This is a genomic window from Streptomyces sp. MnatMP-M17 (assembly GCF_900091995.1).
Taxonomy (GTDB): Bacteria; Actinomycetota; Actinomycetes; order Streptomycetales; family Streptomycetaceae; genus Streptomyces.
This window is the reverse complement of sequence record NZ_FMDK01000247.1, coordinates 1-18,794: the sequence shown is the minus strand read 5'-3', so window position 1 is coordinate 18,794 and position 18,794 is coordinate 1. Positions and strand designations below refer to the sequence as shown.

15 protein-coding genes are annotated in these 18,794 nt (G+C 69.5%); 8 read left to right on the top strand and 7 right to left on the bottom strand.

The window, feature by feature from the left end:
- From GA0115259_RS12105 to GA0115259_RS12085, 5 genes are all read left to right on the top strand, one after another.
- On the top strand, positions 1-809 hold an 809-nt coding region (locus GA0115259_RS12105; RefSeq protein WP_093595011.1), incomplete at its 5' end, for a glycerophosphodiester phosphodiesterase.
- A 57-nt stretch (positions 810-866) separates the two neighbouring features.
- Positions 867-1,424 carry a methylated-DNA--[protein]-cysteine S-methyltransferase gene (locus GA0115259_RS12100; RefSeq protein ID WP_202449920.1) on the top strand — a complete coding sequence of 186 codons (558 nt, stop codon included), beginning with the start codon at positions 867-869 and terminating at the stop codon, positions 1,422-1,424.
- A gap of 265 nt (positions 1,425-1,689) precedes the next feature.
- Positions 1,690-2,919, top strand: coding sequence for a formaldehyde dehydrogenase, glutathione-independent (gene fdhA, locus GA0115259_RS12095; RefSeq protein ID WP_093595005.1), 1,230 nt, complete (start codon positions 1,690-1,692; stop codon positions 2,917-2,919).
- Between the two features lie 171 nt (positions 2,920-3,090).
- Complete coding sequence (locus GA0115259_RS12090) at positions 3,091-4,014, top strand: pseudouridine-5'-phosphate glycosidase (RefSeq protein ID WP_093595002.1); 924 nt, start codon at positions 3,091-3,093, stop codon at positions 4,012-4,014.
- On the top strand, positions 4,011-4,928 hold the full coding sequence (locus GA0115259_RS12085; protein WP_093594999.1) for a carbohydrate kinase family protein: 918 nt from the start codon (positions 4,011-4,013) through the stop codon (positions 4,926-4,928). The genes GA0115259_RS12090 and GA0115259_RS12085 overlap by 4 nt, the downstream gene beginning before the upstream one ends.
- A gap of 59 nt (positions 4,929-4,987) precedes the next feature.
- Here GA0115259_RS12085 and GA0115259_RS12080 read toward each other — a convergent pair whose 3' ends face one another.
- The 3 genes from GA0115259_RS12080 to GA0115259_RS12070 all read right to left on the bottom strand — a co-directional run bounded on the left by GA0115259_RS12080 (position 4,988) and on the right by GA0115259_RS12070 (position 9,124).
- Complete coding sequence (locus GA0115259_RS12080) at positions 4,988-5,626, bottom strand: nucleoside/nucleotide kinase family protein (RefSeq protein ID WP_093594996.1); 639 nt, start codon at positions 5,624-5,626, stop codon at positions 4,988-4,990.
- 87 nt (positions 5,627-5,713) lie between these two features.
- Complete coding sequence (locus tag GA0115259_RS41155) at positions 5,714-8,320, bottom strand: SpoIIE family protein phosphatase (protein WP_370747642.1); 2,607 nt, start codon at positions 8,318-8,320, stop codon at positions 5,714-5,716.
- 147 nt (positions 8,321-8,467) lie between these two features.
- A complete protein-coding gene (locus tag GA0115259_RS12070; RefSeq protein WP_093594990.1) occupies positions 8,468-9,124 on the bottom strand; it encodes a winged helix-turn-helix transcriptional regulator in 657 nt (218 codons plus the stop codon).
- 86 nt (positions 9,125-9,210) lie between these two features.
- Here GA0115259_RS12070 and GA0115259_RS12065 point away from each other — a divergent pair, with 86 nt between their 5' ends.
- Complete coding sequence (locus GA0115259_RS12065) at positions 9,211-10,422, top strand: pyridoxal phosphate-dependent aminotransferase (protein ID WP_093594987.1); 1,212 nt, start codon at positions 9,211-9,213, stop codon at positions 10,420-10,422.
- A 443-nt stretch (positions 10,423-10,865) separates the two neighbouring features.
- On the opposite strand, the gene GA0115259_RS12060 is transcribed toward GA0115259_RS12065, so the two are convergent.
- Positions 10,866-11,600 (bottom strand): DUF7873 family protein, encoded by a 735-nt coding sequence (locus GA0115259_RS12060; protein WP_093594984.1) that lies wholly within the window; start codon positions 11,598-11,600, stop codon positions 10,866-10,868.
- A gap of 298 nt (positions 11,601-11,898) precedes the next feature.
- On the opposite strand from GA0115259_RS12060, the gene GA0115259_RS12055 reads away from it, so the two are divergent.
- Together GA0115259_RS12055 and GA0115259_RS12050 are read left to right on the top strand one after the other, a co-directional pair.
- A complete protein-coding gene (locus GA0115259_RS12055; protein ID WP_093594981.1) occupies positions 11,899-13,029 on the top strand; it encodes a S1 family peptidase in 1,131 nt (376 codons plus the stop codon).
- Between the two features lie 292 nt (positions 13,030-13,321).
- A complete protein-coding gene (locus tag GA0115259_RS12050) occupies positions 13,322-14,977 on the top strand; it encodes a hypothetical protein (RefSeq protein WP_093594978.1) in 1,656 nt (551 codons plus the stop codon).
- 14 nt (positions 14,978-14,991) lie between these two features.
- Here the strand turns inward: GA0115259_RS12050 and GA0115259_RS12045 are convergent, their stop codons facing one another.
- The 3 genes from GA0115259_RS12045 to GA0115259_RS12035 form a co-directional block, all read right to left on the bottom strand.
- Positions 14,992-17,085 carry a tetratricopeptide repeat protein gene (locus tag GA0115259_RS12045; RefSeq protein WP_093594975.1) on the bottom strand — a complete coding sequence of 698 codons (2,094 nt, stop codon included), beginning with the start codon at positions 17,083-17,085 and terminating at the stop codon, positions 14,992-14,994.
- A gap of 4 nt (positions 17,086-17,089) precedes the next feature.
- Entirely contained in the window at positions 17,090-17,518 is a 429-nt protein-coding gene (locus GA0115259_RS12040; RefSeq protein ID WP_093594972.1) for a hypothetical protein, read from the bottom strand.
- A 57-nt stretch (positions 17,519-17,575) separates the two neighbouring features.
- Positions 17,576-18,794: SWIM zinc finger family protein (locus tag GA0115259_RS12035; RefSeq protein ID WP_107469170.1), on the bottom strand; the 1,219-nt coding region annotated here is incomplete at its 5' end.

Below are 18,794 nucleotides of genomic sequence, written 5' to 3'. Positions count from 1 at the left end.
CCGCTGACGCCGCCACCGCTGACGCGCCCAGGGCCGGCGGCCCGCTCGTCATCGCGCACCGCGGTGCCTCGGCGTACGCGCCGGAGAACACCCTGGCGGCCGTCGACCGGGCCGGTGACCTGGGCGTCGACTGGGTGGAGAACGATGTGCAGCGCACCAGGGACGGCGCTCTGGTCGTGATCCACGACGACACTCTCCTGCGGACCACGGACGTCGAGAAGGTCTTTCCCGACCGGGCGCCATGGAAGGTCAAGGACTTCACCGCCGCCGAGATCGCGCGGCTGGACGCGGGAAGCTGGTTCGGCGCGCGGTGGGCGGGCGAGCGCGTACCGACGCTGAAGCAGTTCCTGAACACCGTCGACGCCAACCGTCAGAAGCTGCTCCTGGAGATCAAGGGCCCCGAGCAGTATCCGGGCATCGAGAAGGACATCCTGCGGGTGCTCCGCCAGGAGGGCTGGCTGGACCGCGCCCACGTCGAGGAGAAGCTGGTCATCCAGAGCTTCAGCGCGGACAGCGTCCGTACGGTGCACCAGCGGCGCCCAGAGATCACGACGGGCTTCCTCGGCACACCGGCGACGGCCGAGCTGCCCGCCTACGCCGCCTTCACGGACCAGATCAATCCGTCGTACACCTCGCTGACCGCCGGCTATGTGGCCGCCGTGCACCGGCTGAAGGGCCCGCACGGCAAGCCACTCACGGTCAGCACCTGGACGGTCAACGACGCGACGGGCGCGGTGCGGGTCAGGGACCTCGGTGTGGACGGGATCATCACCAACAACCCGGACGTGGTGCGGGAGGCGGTGGGCTGAGGCCCGCTGTCAGCGGGCTGAGACCCGTTGTCAGTGGTGGCCCTTACGGTGGTTCGCATGAATACCCGCGTGAACACTTACGGGCAGTCCTCGCTGGAGTGGACCGTCGTGGGCAGTGACATCGGGCCGCTGCTGCTGGCCGCGACCGGCCATGGCCTGGTGAGCGTGGTCTTCCACGCCGACGGGCCGGTAAGGGAGAGGGCGCTGAGACAGCTCAGGGAGCGGCTCGGCGTCGAGCCGGCCGAATCGTCGTCGGGTCTGCTGGCCGAGGCGATACGTGAGCTGTCGGCGTATTTCGCGGGCGAGCTGCGGGAGTTCGGACTGCCGCTGGACTGGTCGCTCTCCGGAGGCTTCAACCGGCAGGTGCTGCGCGAGCTGGCGGCGGGTGTGCCGTACGGAGCCGTGGTGGGGTATGGCGACCTGGCACGCCGGGTGGGCCAGCCGGGCGCCGCGCAGGCGGTCGGCGTGGCCATGGGCTCCAATCCGCTGCCGGTGGTGGTGCCGTGTCACCGGGTGGTGGAGAGCGACGGCGGGCTCGGCGGTTTCGGCGGCGGGCTGGAGACCAAGCGACAGTTGCTGGCCCTGGAGGGTGTGCTCCCGGCGCCGCTGTTCTGAGCCCGGGCGAGAGGGCGGGATTGTACGACTTTGCCGTCACTTGTCCGCTTTCCTTGCCGGGCTTAGGCTGATTTGTGGAGCACCACCGCGCGTACAGCCCGGCGGAAACCGTGCGAGGCGCAGTACGTCCGGCCCCGCCGACCGGGCGGATTCCCGTGTCCGCACACACCGTGGCCGGACCGCCTGAGCGGTAGCGGACTCCATGACCCGTGCACAGGCCGAGTCATCCGCTGGACAGGCAGAACCGAAGGGACGGCGAGTCAGCATGAGCGGAGGAAACAAGGCGGTCGCATACATCAAGCCGGGTGAGGTGGAAGTCAGGGAAACCGACTACCCAGTGCTCGAACTTCGCGACGGGCCGGGAGTGGCTCCCGCCAATGTCGGCCGCAAGTGCCGGCACGGAGTCATCCTCAAGGTCCTCGCCACCAACATATGCGGCAGCGACCAGCACATGGTACGAGGCCGTACAACGGCCCCCGAAGGTCTGATCCTCGGTCACGAGATCACCGGCGAGGTCATCGAGAAGGGACCCGATGTCGAGTTCATCGACACCGGTGACATCGTCTCGGTGCCCTTCAACATCGCCTGCGGGCGCTGCCGGAACTGCAAGGAGCGCAAGACCGGAATCTGTCTGAACGTCAATCCGGCCCGTCCGGGCGCGGCATACGGCTATGTCGACATGGGCGGCTGGGTCGGTGGCCAGGCGGAGTACGTCATGGTGCCGTACGCGGACTTCAATCTGCTCAAGTTCCCCGACCGGGACGCGGCACGCGAGAAGCTCCTCGATCTGACGATGCTCTCGGACATCTTCCCGACCGGCTTCCACGGTGCCGTGACCGCGGGCACGGAGGTCGGCTCCACGGTGTACATCGCGGGCGCGGGACCCGTCGGACTGGCGGCCGCGGCTTCGGCGCAGCTCCTCGGCGCGTCGGTGGTCATCGTCGGCGACCTCAACACCCAACGGCTGGACCAGGCCCGCAGCTTCGGCTGTGAGACCGTCGATCTGACGCTGGGTTCGCTGGAGGACCACATAGCCCAGATCCTGGGTGTGCCGGAGGTGGACTCGGCGGTCGACGCGGTCGGCTTCGAGGCGCGCGCCTACGGCAAGGACACCGACGAGGCACCGGCGACCGTCCTCAACTCCCTGATGAACATCGTCAGGGCGGGCGGCAAGCTGGGTATCCCGGGGCTGTATGTCACCGAGGACCCGCGCGGTGTCGACCAGGACGCCAAGTCCGGCACGCTGAAGGTACGGCTGGGCCTCGGCTGGGCGAAGAGCCATGAGTTCACGACCGGTCAGTGCCCGGTGATGAAGTACCACCGAGGCCTCTCGGAGGCGATCCTGCACGACAAGGTGCATATCGCGAAGGCGGTCAACGCCACGGTGATCTCGCTGGACGACGCGACGCGCGGATACGCGGAGTTCGATCAGGGAGCGAGCCGTAAGTATGTGTTCAATCCGCACGGCGCACTGGACGGAGTGAAGGCCGCCTGATGCCGCAGGTGTCACACGGCTGAGGTCACAGGCCGAATCCGACCGTCCCTCGCGGACGCGATTCCGGACACGATCGCCGACCGGCTTTCCCGCCGGCCGGCGATTCCGTACCAGATCCACGATTCCGTGGCCGACGTTTGCGCGGGCCCCGGACGTGCCATGGATGGGTACATGCCAGACATCACATCGCAGCGCTCCCCCGAGGTGCGGGAGGCGCTCGCCGCGGGCCGTCCCGTGGTCGCCCTGGAGTCCACGATCATCGCGCACGGACTGCCGCGCCCGCGCAATCTGGCGGTCGCGGAGGAGCTGGAGGCGCTGGTGCGGGCCGACGGCGCCGTGCCCGCGACCGTGGCCGTGCTGGACGGCGTGCCTCATGTGGGCCTGGTCAAGGACCAGTTGGAACGGATCGCCGAGGACACATCCGTACGGAAACTGGGCCACCGTGATCTGGCACCGGCGATCGCTGCGGGCGCGAGCGGTGCGACGACCGTGTCCGCCACCGCGTTTCTCGCCGCGAGGGCCGGGATCCGGATCTTCGCTACCGGCGGTCTGGGCGGAGTCCACCGCGGCTGGACCGAGACCCAGGACGAGTCGGCCGATCTGGCGCTGCTGGCCAGGACCCGGATGACGGTCGTCTGCGCGGGCGTCAAATCGATCCTGGACGTCCCGGCGACGCTCCAGCGGCTGGAGACGCTGGGCGTCGGCATCCTGGGCTACGGGACGGAACGTTTCCCCGGCTTCTATCTGGCCTCTTCCGGCGAGCCGGTCGACTGGACGGTCCATTCGCCCGAGGAGGTCGCGGCCGTGATGCGCGCACAGGACACGCTGGGCGGTCCCGAGTCGGCGCTGATCGTCGCCAATCCCGTACCGGAGGCGGAACAGCTCGATCCGGCGCTGCACGACCGGGTGCTCGCGGAGGCGCTCACCGAGTGTCATGAGCGCGGGATCGGCGGCCAGGCCGTCACTCCGTTCCTGCTGGACCATCTCATGCGGCAGACCGCGGGCGCCTCGCTGGAGGCCAATCTGGCGGCGGTACGCGGCAACGTACGGCTCGCGGCCCGGATCGCCGTGGCGCGGATCGCCTCGGCCCGGTGAACCACGGCGCTCTGCCCGGCGGCGGCGCGCTGCTGGTGGTCGGGGACGTGGTGACCGATGTGGTGGCGCGGTACCGCACACCTCTCGCGCACGGTACGGACACGGCCGCCGAGATCCGTACGCTGCCGGGCGGTGCCGGGGCCAACGCGGCCTGCTGGGCCGTCCACAGCGGGTGCGCGGACGTACGGCTGCTGGCGCGGGTGGGCGCGGACGCCCATGACTGGCATGCGGAGCGGCTGCGACGGGCAGGGGTACGGGCACATCTCGTCATCGATGACAAGGCGCCGACCGCCACGGTGATATGCCTGGTCGACGCCTCCGCGGAGCGCACACTTCTCACCGACAGCGGCGCGACGCTGCGACTGTCACCCGTCGACTGGTCGCCGTCCCTCCTCGACGGGATCGGACGGCTGCATCTCTCCGGCTATCTCTTCTTCACCGAGGTGAGCCGACGGCTCGCCGCCTTCGTGATGGCGGCGGCGCTGGAGCGGGAGATTCCGGTGAGCGTGGATCCCGCCTCGGCCGGCTTTATCGAGGAGCTGGGCGCGGACCGTTTTCTGGCTGCGATGGAGGGCGTGGAGACGCTGCTGCCCAACGTGGACGAGGCCAGACTCCTGACCGGACTGACGGATCCTGCGGACGCCGCCGCCGAGCTGAGCCGACGGGTGCCGGTGGCGGTGGTCACGCTGGGCGGGGACGGCGCTCTGGTGGCGGAGGCGGGCGCCGTCCGTGCCCGTGTACCGCCCGTCCCGGCGCGCGCCGTGGACTCGACGGGAGCGGGCGACGCCTTCACCGGCGCGTTCCTGGCGGCGCGGCTGACGGGCGCGGACCTCGTACGGGCCGCCGCCGCGGGCTGCCGGGCGGGAGCACAAGCGGTGGCGACGGTGGGCGGACGACCACCGGACGGACCGTAGTCGCCAGCTCACGGGCCAGGGCACATGAAAGTCATACGGTCACGGCGCCGACTCGCCCGTCAGCCCAGCCCGCCCCAGGCCGGATGCCGGGGATCATCGGCCCGTACGACCACATCGGCGACCGCGACCGGGTCCACCTCGTCCTCGTACCGCGCGAAGGCGGGCAGCGTCCAGAGTTCGCCCGCGTCGGTACGGCGCCGGAGCGCGCCCGGTGAGAGCCGCAGATGCACAGTGAGGTCGAACGGGAACCAGTGCCCCAGCAGCAGCGGCCCGTGCAGCACCAGCACACCGCCGGGCGCGAGTCGACGGTGCTGGCTGCGCGTCGCCCGGTCGGTGGCCGGGTCCCAGAGATCGGGCAGGACCCGCCCGCTGCCGCCCGGCTCCAGAGGTCCGAACACCTCGCGCCAGAGGGCGCCGGTGTCGAACCAGCCGCTGTAGTACGCGTCGGGGTCCTCGCGCCCGTACTCGTACCGCAGCGAGGCCGGGCGCAGAAAGCCGGCGGTACCGACGACCAGCACCGACCGGCCGCGTATCCGCAATGCCTCGGCGAGCGCCTCGGCCGGTCCGGCGGTCCCGGCGGCAGGCGCGCCGTCGACAGCCACGCGCGACCAGGGCCCGCCGTCCGCCGGCTCCGTCTCCAGGATCCGCTCGGCGAGGGCCTCGGTCAGCCGGTCCCAGGTGATCGCTTCGAGTCGCACCCGTTCATCATCGTTCAGGCGTTCAACCGTTCAGAAGGCGGCTCACAAGCCCGTAACCCAGGCCCACGGCTCACGGGCCCCTGAGGCTCACAGACCCATGACCGGAAGGCTCTGCTCCGCCCAGATCGTCTTTCCGCCGACGCCCTGGCGCGTGCCCCAGCTCTGGGTGAGCTGGGCCACCAGCAGCAGCCCGCGGCCTCCCTCGTCGAAGACACGGGCGCGGCGCAGATGCGGCGCGGTGTTGCTGCCGTCGGAGACCTCGCAGATGAGGCTGCGGTCATGGATCAGCCGGAGCTGGATGGGCGCCTCGGCGTACCGGATGGCGTTGGTGACGAGTTCGCTGACCACCAGCTCCGTGGTGAAGACGGCCTCGTCAAGGCCCCAGTCGGCGAGCTGGGCCGAAACCTCGCCCCGTGCCTCGCTGACCACGGCCGGGTCGCAGTTCAGCTCCCAGGTGACCACCTGGTTCGCGTCGAGCGCGTGCGTACGGGCGAGGAGCAGCGCGACATCGTCGGCCGGGTGAGGCGGGAGCAGCGCCTTGAGCACGCTGTCGCAGATCTCCTCCAGAGGCGCGGTGGGCTGGGACAGGGCCTCGCTCAGCGCGGCCAGCGTCTCGTCGATGCCGCGCTCGCGCCTCTCGATCAGACCGTTGGTGTAGAGGGCGAGAATGCTGCCTTCCGCCAGATCCACATCGACGCTCTCGAACGGCAGATTGCCCAGCCCGAGCGGCGGTCCCGCGGGCAGGTCGAGAAATTCGACGGCTCCGTCGGGGCTGACCACCGCGGGCTGGGGATGTCCGGCGCGGGCCAGCGAGCAGTGCCGGGAGACCGGATCGTAGACCGCGTACAGACAGGTGGCACCGACGTCCCCGGCGGATTCCGCCGTTATGGGCGCGCCCACGCCTTGGCCGCTCGCCGCTTCGGCGGCGAGATGGTTGACGAGGTCGTCGAGATGGGTGAGCAGTTCGTCGGGCGGCAGATCGACATCGGCCAGCGTGCGCACCGCCGTCCGCAGCCGGCCCATCGTGGCCGACGCCTGGAGGCCATGACCGACGACATCGCCCACGACCAGGGCGACCCGGGAGCTGGACAGCGGGATCACATCGAACCAGTCGCCGCCGACTCCGGCCCTGGTGTCGGCGGGGAGATAGCGGAAGGCAACCTCGGCCGCCGCGTTCTCGGGCAGCTTCCTGGGCAGCAGGCTGCGCTGGAGAGTCAGTGCCGTTTCGCGTTCGTGGGTGAAGCGGCGGGCGTTGTCGATGCAGACGGCGGCCCTGGCCGTGATCTCCTCGGCCAGGAGCAGATCCTCCTGTTCGAAGGACTCGGGACGCCGGTGCCGGGTGAAGGTCGCCACACCGAGAGTGGTCCCGCGGGCGCGCAGAGGAACGGCCATCATCGCGTGGAAGCCGAACTCGCGCGCCTTGGCGGCCCGCTCGGGTGCCTGGATCCTCCAGCGGTTGGTGGCGGGCTCCGTCATCCTGCTCACGACTCCGCGCGCGGTGAGCAGGCTCTCGGCGGCGGGTGAGTAGTCGGAGTAGACATCCGTCTCGCCCACCGGGACCACGGACTCGGGGACACCCTCGAAGACCGAGCTGCACGCGGCGCGGCGCAGCGTCACCCGGCCGGTCAACGGTCCTGACGGCGGCTCGCCGCCCTCATTGACCGTGGGGATCAGATCCACGGTCACGAAATCGGCCAGGACCGGGACGGACACGTCGGTGAGCTCCTGCGCGGTACGGCCGATGTCGAGGGTGCTGCCGATACGGACGCTGGCCTCGTTGACCAGAAGCAGCCGCTGCCGGGCCGTGTGCTGCGAGGTCACGTCATGCGTCGCCACCATCACACCCCGCACCCGCTTCTCATGGTCCCGGAGCGGCGAGATGGAGAGCGACCAGGCGAGTTCGTGTTCATGGCCCACCATGCGCAGGGAGTACGCGAGCTGCCGCGGTACGCCGGTCTCCAGCGCCAGCCGCATATGACGCTCGGTGTTCTCGGACTCCGGGCCGGGCACGATCTCCGGCAGCCGCAGTCCGCGTACGTCGTCCTGGGCCAGGCCCAGCAGGCGCTCCATGTCCTCGTTCGCACAGCGCAGCCGCAGATGGGTGTCGTAGATCGCCATCTTGCACGGGGACTGGACGAAGAACTCCTCGATCAGCTCGCCGTCCTCGGTGCACGGCGGGGGGCGGGAGAGCGGAGAGACAAGGAGCCACTCGGCGTCGGCACGGCTCGCGGCGGAGGCCTCGGGAGCCTCGGAGGAAACCTCGGTGCCGGTGGAGGTCTCGGTCTCGATGTCGGTGTCGGTGTCGGTGTCGGTGCCGGTGCCGGTGCCGGTGCCGGTGGAAGCCTGGAGATCAGGCGTTGTCCGTAGATGCGCCAGCAGCGGTACGTCCACCTGCTCACCGTCCCGGTGCAGCAGCGTGACCGTACCGCTCCATCTGCCCAGCGCCTCCGGGCTCCGCCGCGCCTCCTCCGCCGCCCGCGCGGCGGACTCCGCGGTCTCAGCGTCGGCGAACAGCCCAGCCAGGGGCCGTCCCACGACCTCGGCAGGCGCGTAACCCAGCAGCCTGCGGGCCCCCTCACTCCACCGCGTCACCACGCCCTGGGCATCGACAGCGGCCTTCGCCGTGGACGACTCGTCCACAAAGACATTCGATCGGACGGACTGTTCCTCGTGCTCGGTGTCCGGCCGAATCATTGCCATTCATCTCACCCTCGGACCGTCAGGGAACACGGACATCATCAAGTATGACACCGGGTGACAAATAGAGTAATTTAACCCCACTTTCTCTCAAGGTATTGAGAAATACATTAAGAACGCGTTAAAGGTTCAATGAAGGAGGTTTCACTCGCCGCGCAGCACCTTGGCCAGCGCCCCCTCGCCCGACACCTCGATACGCCCGTCCCGCACTCCGTCCCCGACCGTCAGCTCGCCTCCGCTCAACGCACGGCAGGTGTCGGCGTCGAGGACCAGACGGGCATCCGGGCTCTCCGCCGGACCGTCGCCGTACACCGGATCGCCCGCGCCGAGCCGTATATGGAACGCGCCTTCGTCCAGCCGGACTTCCACCACGCCCTCCTGTCCGTACCCGTCTGCGCCGCCTGGGCCCGGCAGACCGTCGAGCACCGGCAGCAGCGGCACGGCGAACCAGTGCGCCCGTACGGCGTCGGTGGGCCTGCGCTCCTCCAGCGCCGGAGCGCCCCACTCCGCGAGGGCCGTGAGGACCGGCAGCAACCCACGCCCGCGCTCGGTGAGTTCATACACATACGCGGCGGACGGCGGCGGCAGTCTGCGGCGCGTGGCCAGTTCGTCGCGCTCCATGTCCTTGAGCCGGGAGGCGAGCACATCCGTACTGACGCCGGGCAGATCGGCGTGCAGATCGGTGTAACGGCGGGGCCCGGCGAGGAGTTCACGGACGATCAGCAGGGTCCAGCGGTCACCCACGGCGTCAAGGGCACGGGCGGTGGCGCAGTACTGGTCGTAACTTCGGCGACGTGACATGTGGCGCAGTCTAGACATGTTGTTGGACTTTCCAAGCTCGCACTTGGTAAAACCAAGTATCGCAACAAGGTCTGGGAGGCCACCGCATGGAATTCCGGCAGTCGAGCAAACTGAGCGAGGTCTGCTACGAGATCCGCGGCCCGGTGATCGAGCACGCCGACGCACTGGAGGAGGCGGGCCACAGCGTCCTGCGCCTCAACACCGGCAATCCCGCGCTCTTCGGGTTCGAGGCACCGGAGGAGATCCTCCAGGACATGATCCGGATGCTCCCCCAGGCCCATGGGTACACGGACTCGCGCGGCATACTCTCGGCGCGCCGTGCCGTCGCCCAGCGGTATCAGACGCTGGGTCTGCCGGATGTCACCGTCGATGACATCTTCCTGGGGAACGGAGTCTCCGAGCTGGTCTCGATGGCCGTCCAGGCGCTGCTGGAGGACGGCGACGAAGTCCTCATCCCGGCGCCCGACTTCCCGCTCTGGACCGCCGTCACGACTCTGGCCGGCGGCCGTCCCGTGCACTATCTCTGCGACGAGTCCGCGGACTGGTATCCGGATCTCGACGATCTGGCCGCGAAGATCACCGACCGCACCAAGGCCGTTGTGATCATCAATCCCAACAATCCCACCGGGGCCGTCTATCCACGGGAGATAGTCGAAGGGATGCTGGATCTCGCCCGCCGTCATCAGCTCATGGTGTTCGCGGACGAGATCTACGATCAGATCGTCTATGACGACGCGGTCCACCACACCGCCGCGGCCCTCGCTCCCGATCTGGTCGTCCTCACCTTCAGCGGGCTCTCGAAGACCTACCGGGTGGCGGGCTTCCGTTCCGGCTGGCTCGTCGTCAGCGGGCCCAAGCAGCACGCGCGCAGCTATCTGGAAGGGCTCACGATGCTCGCGTCAATGCGGCTGTGTCCCAACGCGCCCGCGCAGTACGCCATTCAGGCCGCGCTCGGCGGCCGGCAGTCCATCCGCGAGCTGACGGCTCCGGGCGGCAGACTCCATGAGCAGCGCAATCGCGCCTGGGAGAAGCTGAACGAGATTCCGGGCGTCTCCTGCGTCAAGCCGAAGGGCGCGCTGTACGCCTTCCCTCGGCTCGATCCGAAGGTGCACAAGATCCATGACGACGAGCGATTCGTACTGGACCTGCTGCTGCGCGAGAAGATCCAGGTCGTCCAGGGGACAGGCTTCAACTGGCCGCGTACGGACCACTTCAGGATTCTGACTCTGCCGTACGCGGACGACCTCGACGCGGCGATCAGCCGCATCGGCCGCTTTCTGAGCGGATACCGCCAGTGAGGGGGCTCAGAAGAGCAGGAAAGAGGAGGAAGAGGAGCGGACCCGGGGGCGTAGCCGGCCCCCGAGCCCTGTCATGCCGCCCATGTCACACGCCGGCACACTTGAGAACCCAGGTCAGTCGTAATGTCGTCGCGTCCTGCCATTGGACCACCGCGCATCGAGCTGCACGGGCCGGACTTGAACCGGCACTTCGACGTCCCAGGGCCTGGGTCCGATCGATCCGGCGATCGGGGGCCAATGCTGAGTCTGGAGCAATAGTCTGAGATTGATCGCGGTCTGCCTCTGCCGATTGGGCTACCGCGGCCCGTCCATCCTGCTACGGATGTGCCGCGGGGAGGACTCGAACCTCCACTGGAACCGCGCAGTCACGACAAGCCTCAGTTTCAGCTTGCGCTCCTCGCGCACCCCGGCCGCACAAGCAGGCAGCCGGGGAGTCTTCGAGGCTACCCGAACAGGTAGCCGAACACCGCGTCACCTATCAGCCGATCGGTGACATCCGTGCCGTTCGCCTCCTCGCGGGCGAACTTCACGGCCTGCTGGAGCTTCTCGACCCGGTCGAGCAGCTCGTTCACCCGACGGGCGGGCAGCGCGCCGCTGAATTTCACCGTGGTCCAGTAACCGACGGGTATGTCCTCGTAATACACCTCGACCTGCGCCGGGTGTTTCTCGGTGGCCTCGGCCTTCACATGGTTGCGCGGGACCTTCTTCGTACGGACGGTCCGTACCGCCTCGGTCTTCCACGCGTCCGTCGACGGGTCCTGGCTCCAGGACTCCGAGGCGTCCAGCACCGGCAGCTTACGTACAAAGGTGTTGAGGTCGGTGAGCTGCTTCTCCAGGAAGAGCAGATACGACACCGGCGCCTCGCTCACCAGCACCCGTCCGTCGACGGTGATGTCGGCGCGCGCCGTGCAGTTCGCCCAGTCCTTGGTGGCGGTCACATCGAACAGCCTCGTCAGGGTCTTCGCGGTCTCGCGCAGTACGTCCTCGGCCTTGACCTGGACACGGGTGGACTCGGGCGGAAGCTGCTCACCCTCCTCGTCCTTCGGCTGATACGTACGGGAGATACCGGCGAGCAGGGCCGGCTTCTGGAGGCCGTGATGGGCCACCGTCAGGTCCTGGTGCGCCTTGGACTTGACGCCTTTCTCCACTGCGATGATCTGATTGAGTTTCGTTGCCACGTCAGGAAGTTAACAGGGCCGATCAGCCGTGATCGAACGAATAAACGGCGCTGGAACAAACAGCGATCCGTGATCCGCCGGATGTCGCTACCGCCATGACGCCACCTCAAACAGACAGCGGGAAGCCCCGACCGGGCAGGGCGCGGCCCGGGTTGTTCATTGGCATGGACCTGTTCATGATCCTCGGCTACGCTCCGGCTGATACGGGCTGAGAGCGCTCTCAGCCGGTCACTGTTCCACGTTCCACCCCCACGATGCTGGAACAACCAGAAGGGCCAATCCCTTGAGACGCACGACAGTGATACGCACCGGCCTGTCCGCACTCCTCGTCCTCGGAACCTGGGCCACCGCCGGCCTCGTTCCCGCGGCGGCGGCCCCCTCCACCGCCTCCGAAGCACCGGCCTCCGCCGGTCTGCTCTCCGCGATGCAGAAGGACCTGGGCCTGACGAAGAGCCAGGCCGAGGCGCGTCTCGCGGCGGAGAAGACCGCGACGGCCGTCGACGGAAAGGCGCGGCGCGCGGCGGGATCGTCGTACGGCGGTTCCTGGTTCAACGCGGACAGCGGCACGCTGACCGTCGCGGTCACCAGCACCGGGAAGGCCGACGCCGTACGGGCGACCGGCGCGACCGTGCGGCTGGTCAAGCACAGCGCACGGCAGCTCGACGCGGCGAAGGCGAAGATCGACGCGCTCGATGCGCCGACCGGTGTCGCGAGCTGGCACGTCGACCCCAAGGCCAACAAGGTTGTCGTGAACGTCGTCGCCACGCAGAAGAACGACAACGATGTCCAGGGCTTCCTCGCCCGCGCCCGGCAGGCCGGTCCCGTCACGGTCGAGGAGACCGCCAAGGCCCCGCAGACCTTCGCCGCGGGCACCGTCGGCGGCGACCCGTACTACACGGGCAACGTCCGCTGTTCCATCGGCTTCTCCGTCTACGGCGGCTTCGTCACGGCCGGCCACTGCGGCCGGCCGGGCGCCGGCGTGAGCGGCTGGGACGGCTCGTACATCGGCAACTTCCAGGGATCGTCCTTCCCCGACAACGACTACGCGTGGGTGAACGTCGGCAGCGGCTGGTGGACCGTCCCCGTGGTCCTCGGCTGGGGCAGCGTCTCCGACCAGCTCGTCCGCGGCTCCAACGAGGCCCCGATCGGCGCCTCGATCTGCCGCTCCGGCTCCACGACCCACTGGCGCTGCGGCAACGTCCTGGCCAAGAACGAAACGGTCAACTACAGCCAGGGCGCCGTCCACCAGATGACCAAGACGAGCGTCTGCGCCGAGGGCGGCGACTCCGGCGGCTCCTTCATCAGCGGCGACCAGGCCCAGGGCGTCACCTCGGGCGGCTGGGGCAACTGCAGCAGCGGCGGCGAGACCTGGTACCAGCCGGTCAACGAAATCCTGAACCGCTACGGCCTGACTCTCCACACGGCCTGATCCCGTTGGCCCATGCATGAGGCCTGTCGCGGCGCGGAGCGCTCCTCCTCCGCTCCCAGTGCCGCGACAGGCAGCGGGACAGCGTGTGCGCTGTTGGCCACCGGTCCGTCGGAGCCCGTAATCTCTGGCCGTGCCGTCTCACCAACCCGGAGAACCCTCGCCGACCTGGGAGAAAGGCATATCTCGAAGCCTCGCCCAAAGTAGGATTAAGGATCCTGAAACGGGCAACGGGCAACGGGCAACGGGCAACGGGCAACGGGCAACGGGCAACGGGCAACGGGCTCGGCGGACGGTGTTGTTTGCCGTACGGTCCGCGACCGCGCTGAACCGTCTGCTCGACGCCCTTCCCGTCTTCGCCGGGGATCAGCGTGTCCGGCCGCTCTTCACTCTCGTCCCCGGGTCCGACTTCAGTACGGACGCACTCGGCGCGCTCGACGGTGCCGGGGCGCGGACCGTTCCCTGGGCGGAGGCCGTGCGCGGCCGGCATGATCTCGTGGTGGCGGCGAGTCCCAACGGTCCGCTGCATGAGCTGCCGGGACCGCTCGTACTGCTGCCGCACGGCGCCGGGTTCAACAAGCGGCTCCCTCGTTCGTCCGTGGACGACTCCGCTTCCGGACTGCATCCGCGCCAGCTCCTGCGTAACGGATCGCCACTGGCCTCGCTGCATGCCCTCGCGCATCCCGGCCAGTTGGCGCGGCTCGCCCAGGAGTCGGAGGCCGTGGCCGGGCGGGCGGCCGTCATCGGGGATCCGACGCTGGACCGGATGCTGGCGTCCCGTACCCGCCGGGAGCGGTACCGGGACGCGCTGGGCACGGGTGGGCGGCGGCTGGTGGCCGTGGTCTCCACCTGGGGGCCCGAGTCGCTGTCGGAGCGCCTGCCGGAGCTGCCGGGCCGGTTGACCGCCGAGCTGCCGTACGACACGTATCAGGTCGCTCTCGTTCTGCACCCCAATGTCCACAGCCGACTGGGCGAATTCGCCCTGCGGCAGCGGCTCGCGCCCGCGCTGGCCGCCGGACTGCTGCTCGCGCGGCCGTACGAGGAGTGGGCCGCCCTCCTCACCTCCGCCGACTGCGTGCTGACCGACCACGGATCCACCGCGCTCTATCCCGCGGCCCTGGACCGGCCGCTGATCGGCTGCTACGAAGGCGGTACGGAACTGCTTCCGGCCAGTCCCATGGCCGAACTCCTGGCGCGCGTACCGCGTTTGGCGGTCGACCGGCCGCTCGCCGCGCAGATCGACGCCGCCGTCGCCACGCACCGTACGGGTGACAGCAGCGGCCTCGCCGCCGCTGCCTTCGCCGAGCAAGGGCGCTCACTGGAGCTGCTGCGTACACGCTGCTACCGGCTCCTCGGGCTCGAACCGCCTCCCGGACCGGTCGCGGTCCGCCCTCTGCCGGTCCCCAGGATCGCCCGACAGCGGCCGTCGGCATTCGCGGCGCGCGTGCGCGTCGAGGCAGGAGGCAACGAAGTCTCCGTGGCGCGGTATCCGCTGAACAGCGGTCCGCACGGAGGACATGTGTCCGCAGAGGACGGTCACTCGACAACGCAAGAGATGCGGAGCGCCGGGCTCATTCACCGGCGGGCGCGCGCCGAGACCGCCCGGGAACCGTACGGATCCGACGTGGTATGGACGGTGGACGGCTGGACCTCGTACATCCTGGAGCACTACCCCGCATGCCGCACCGCGGCGGCCGTGCTCTCGCACCACCGTTGCATACTGCGACGCGACCGCTCGACGCTGCTGGCGGTGAGCATCACGGTCGGCCCTTCGCAGAGCGGGCCGCTGGTACGGCCCGACCCCGCGGCCGTGCTCTCCGCCGTCCACGGCTGGCTCGACGCCAACCCGATTCCGGCCCTGCCCATGACCCTTGCGTGCGTGGTGGGTGGCCGCCCGGTGCGGGCCATGCTGACGTACGCGACGGAGGCCGACGCGTACGCCGAGCTGTGACCGTCGGCGCGTCGTCAGTCTTCGTGATCCGACTCCATGCCCACCTCAATACGCAGTTCGCGGGCGCGGACACGGTGCCGCTCGGCCGCTTCCAGGTCGCCCGACTCCTCTGTCACTCCGGCGAGTTCGTCGTGCAGCGCGATCTGGTCGTACGCGGATCCCCGCGCCTGCTCATGGGTCAGGGCGTCCTCGTACGCCGCGACGGCCCGTTCCGTACGGCCCAACTCGTAGTGAGTGCGGGCCAGCTCGGCGGCCGTCCGGCCCTTCATCCGGGCATGATTCTGCTTGTCGGCCAGCCCGCGCGCGGCCTTCAACTCCGCTTCGGCCTCGGGCAACCGACCGGCGGCGCGCAGTGTCCGGCCGAGAAGAAAGGTCTGGAGCAGTACGCCATAGGGATTCTCGATCGTGAGATGGATGTCGCGCGACTGCTGGAAGTACGGGACGGCCTCGTCCGACTGTCCGCGCCAGGCAAGATACTTGCCCCGGAACTCCAGGGCCGAGGCCTGGAGCTTCTCCCCGGGCACGACCGACTCCGCCGAGAGCACCGCCTGCCGTGTCTCCGCATCCGCTTCGTCCGCCCGGCCGATGTTCCAGAGTGCCTGGGCGAGCTGGCAGCGCATCCGGATCAGGCCTTTCGCCGCCCTGGGCGACCCGTCCCGCTGCGCGCAGTCCCGGCCGATCTCGAACGCCCGGACCGCGGCCTCGTGATTGTCGTGGTCCTCGTAGTGCTTCCAGAGCGGTTCGCAGAGGGACCAGGCATGGGTGTCCTCGCCCAGATCCCGGGCGACCGAAACCAGTCCGTACAGCGCCATGCGTTCCGCATCGAGCCAGGCCCGAGCCCGCACCGCGTTTGTGAACGGCACATCAAGGGCGTACGGAAGCCCGGCCACGGTGTCGGCCTCCCGCATTCTGGTCTCCTGGATCGCCCGGTCGGCCCGCTCCGCCTGCCTCCGGTACCAGACGAGGAGCCGGCGCGTCCCCTCCTCGGTCTCGGCCGGGTCGCCGTGCCGGGTCGCACAGCGCAGGGCGTGGGCGCGGAGCAGGCTGTGCATCCGACGGCGGTCCGGGCGGGGCGACATCGCCAGCAGTCCGGCGTTCACGAGTTCGTCGCGCGCGTCCTCCGCCTCATCGAGCCCCGTCCCAAGGAGGGCGGCGGCGGCTTCGAGCGTGATGTCGTAGCCAGGGTGGTACGGCAGCAGCCGGTAGAGGCGGGCGGCGGGCGCGGCGAGCGTACCGTACGAGGCGTTCCACACCGCTTCCACCACGGGCAGGCCCTTCTCGTGGAGGCCCTTCGTGAGGTCTGCGACGAGCCGTTCCATCCGTCGGGTGGGGTACTTGACAAGCAGCTCGCCCGCAGCGTGCAGGGCCACCGGGAAGCCCGCGCAGAGCCGGGCGAGCGGGACCAGCGTCTGCGCGGATTCATCGGGCCGTCTGCCGTCGCTGAGCTTCCGGAGGACCGCTTCGCCGTGCTCCTGCGACAGCGGCTCCAGCGCGAGTTCGAGCGCGACCTGCGGCGCCAGTCCGGAGAGCCGCTCCTGACTCGCGACCAGGACCACCGCGTCGGCGGACACCGGCAGCAGCGACCTGATCTCGTCCGCGGACCGCACATGGTCGAGGACAAGCGCAAGGCGCGCGCCCTGGGTCTTCTCCCTGTACTGGCCCACCAAGTGCCGGTACTCCGACGAAGGCCCGCCCTCCCGCACTCCGAGCCAGCGAAGCAGGTGCTTCAGCAGAGGCTCATGATCGAGGGAGCCTGCCGTACGCCATGCGTCCAGATCCAGATATATCGCCGGGAAACGGTCCTTGAGCTTGTGGGCAAGGTGAATGACCAGATCGGTCTTGCCGATTCCGCTTATCCCGCTGACGGTGATGACCGACGGGTGTTCGGGCCGGGAGGCTTCCGCCCGCTCACGGAGTTCCCGCAGGACCCGATCGGTCTGGACGTCTCTGTTCTCAAACACCGGGTTTTCCACCGGGAGTTGATGCCCGATACCGGACTGCACGGGCGTGGCGGAATGGTCACCGTGGAAGTGCACTTCGCCGATCGTGCCTGCCTGGATCACATTCCGCTGGCTGCCACCGCTGACGCTGTTTCCCCCGCCGGTCATCGTCTCAGCCCTGTCCGCCCGGGTACATATTGTCGATCTTGCCGGCCTGAATGAACGTGCCGTAGTTGGTACCCCCGCTGAACGTGTTGTGTACGTCCCGGACCTGCTGGGCAGGGAGCGTCGGAGTCAACTCGTCCACGAGCGCGCGCAGTTCCGCGGCAGCCTCGGGGTCGGCGCGCAGTGTGCGGCGCAGACGGTTGCGCCATTCCGCGCGGAGGTCGTCGGCCGTCTGCTCGTCGCCGTCCTGCTGCGCCGTGGTCAGTTCAGCGCGTGCGGTGTCCAGTTCGGCCTCGATCGATTCCGGGGACGCCGAGCCCCGGTCGGCGAAGAATCCGACCACCCGGTCCCGTACCCGCGTCCAGCCGTCCGTCGCCATCTGCTGGACGAGCGCCGTCGCGCCTGCTGTCGCCAGTGCCACCAACTCGGCTTCCACCGTGCCCCCTTGGACCGCTGATCGATGCTGATCGATATGGAGAAACGAGCCTACCGGTCACCTGCCGAGCAGCGCGGTGAGCGCGCCGACCGGGTCCGTGTCCGGGATGCCGCGCGGCCACCAGTCCTCGCGGTCGCGGTCCGACTCGTATCCGTACCAGAGCCCGTCGCGGCCGAAACGAAGCTGGAGGGAGGGCGTGGAGAGCTGGTTGCGCCAGGGCCGGAAGTGCGGGAAGTCCGCGGCGGCCAGGACAGGGCGCGCCCGGTCGAAGGGGCCCGCGGGCGGATCCCAGGGCTCTTCCAGTACGGCGAGTCCCGCGAGGCCGCCCTGGCGCCAGGCGGCCACGGCGCGGGCCAGATCGGTGGGAGTACGGTCCAGGCCGCCGGCCAGATCGCGGTAGAGGGCACGGGAGGAGGCGGTGAGTCCGGAACCGGGATGGGCGGCGGCCAGACGTACCGCGTCCTGCCAGGCAGTGAGGGCGCCGACCGGATCGAGACCGGTGGTGAGGAACGTGTGCGCGCGGGCCGCCGCCTCGGTGGCCAGGAGATCGAGCGCGAGCGGATCGGGCGCGCCGGGCACCTGCGGATAGACCGGCGGGCGACCGGGCACCGCGGGCACCGGGAACGGCGGTGGAAGCGCCGGGAGCGACCGCGGTCGAAGGGCGGCGTCGGCCGGGATCGTGGGCATGGCCGGTGCGGCCGAGGTCCGCTCGGCGGCGGAGCGGGTGGCGTTGCGGCGAGTCAGATCGGCGAGGACTTCGCTCTCTCCACGGCCACGCATCAGAAAGAGGACGAAGGGATCCTGGTCGAGGAGCCGCGCCGTCTGATAGCAGAGAGCGGCGGCGTGCTTGCACGGGTAACCGTCGTCCGGGCAGGAGCAGTCGGGAGTGAGATCGCCCGCCGACGGCAGGAGGTCGGCCGACGCGGCGAGAGCCTGCGGCATCTCCTTGTCCAGGAGGGCCGCGATGTGGTCGGGACGGGCCGCCGCGGTGTCGAGGAGCTCCTCCCAGTCGGACTCTTCGAGCACACGGAGCCGGATCTCCGTACGGTACGGCCGGGGCCTTGTCCCGTGCACATAGGCCATGACCCGGCCGGGCGTGACGGTGATCGCGTCGACAAGCCCTCTGCCCGCGTAGGCACGGCCGCGCTGGAGACGCGCCGTGTCCAGCGCGGTGTCCTCCATCGACTCCACCCAGGCGTTGCCCCACCAGGTCGCGGCGAAGTCGCCCGCCGCGCCGGGCCTGGGCGGCAGGGCCGGGAACGTACGGCGGCGGTCG

Coding starts and splice junctions, on each gene's coding strand:
- GA0115259_RS41155 (WP_370747642.1), bottom strand. CDS start 8,320: ATGATTCGGCCGGACACCGAGCACGAGGAACAGTCCGTCCGATCGAAT.
- GA0115259_RS12070 (WP_093594990.1), bottom strand. CDS start 9,124: ATGTCACGTCGCCGAAGTTACGACCAGTACTGCGCCACCGCCCGTGCC.
- fdhA (WP_093595005.1), top strand. CDS start 1,690: ATGAGCGGAGGAAACAAGGCGGTCGCATACATCAAGCCGGGTGAGGTG.
- GA0115259_RS12090 (WP_093595002.1), top strand. CDS start 3,091: ATGCCAGACATCACATCGCAGCGCTCCCCCGAGGTGCGGGAGGCGCTC.
- GA0115259_RS12065 (WP_093594987.1), top strand. CDS start 9,211: ATGGAATTCCGGCAGTCGAGCAAACTGAGCGAGGTCTGCTACGAGATC.
- GA0115259_RS12045 (WP_093594975.1), bottom strand. CDS start 17,085: ATGACCGGCGGGGGAAACAGCGTCAGCGGTGGCAGCCAGCGGAATGTG.
- GA0115259_RS12100 (WP_202449920.1), top strand. CDS start 867: ATGAATACCCGCGTGAACACTTACGGGCAGTCCTCGCTGGAGTGGACC.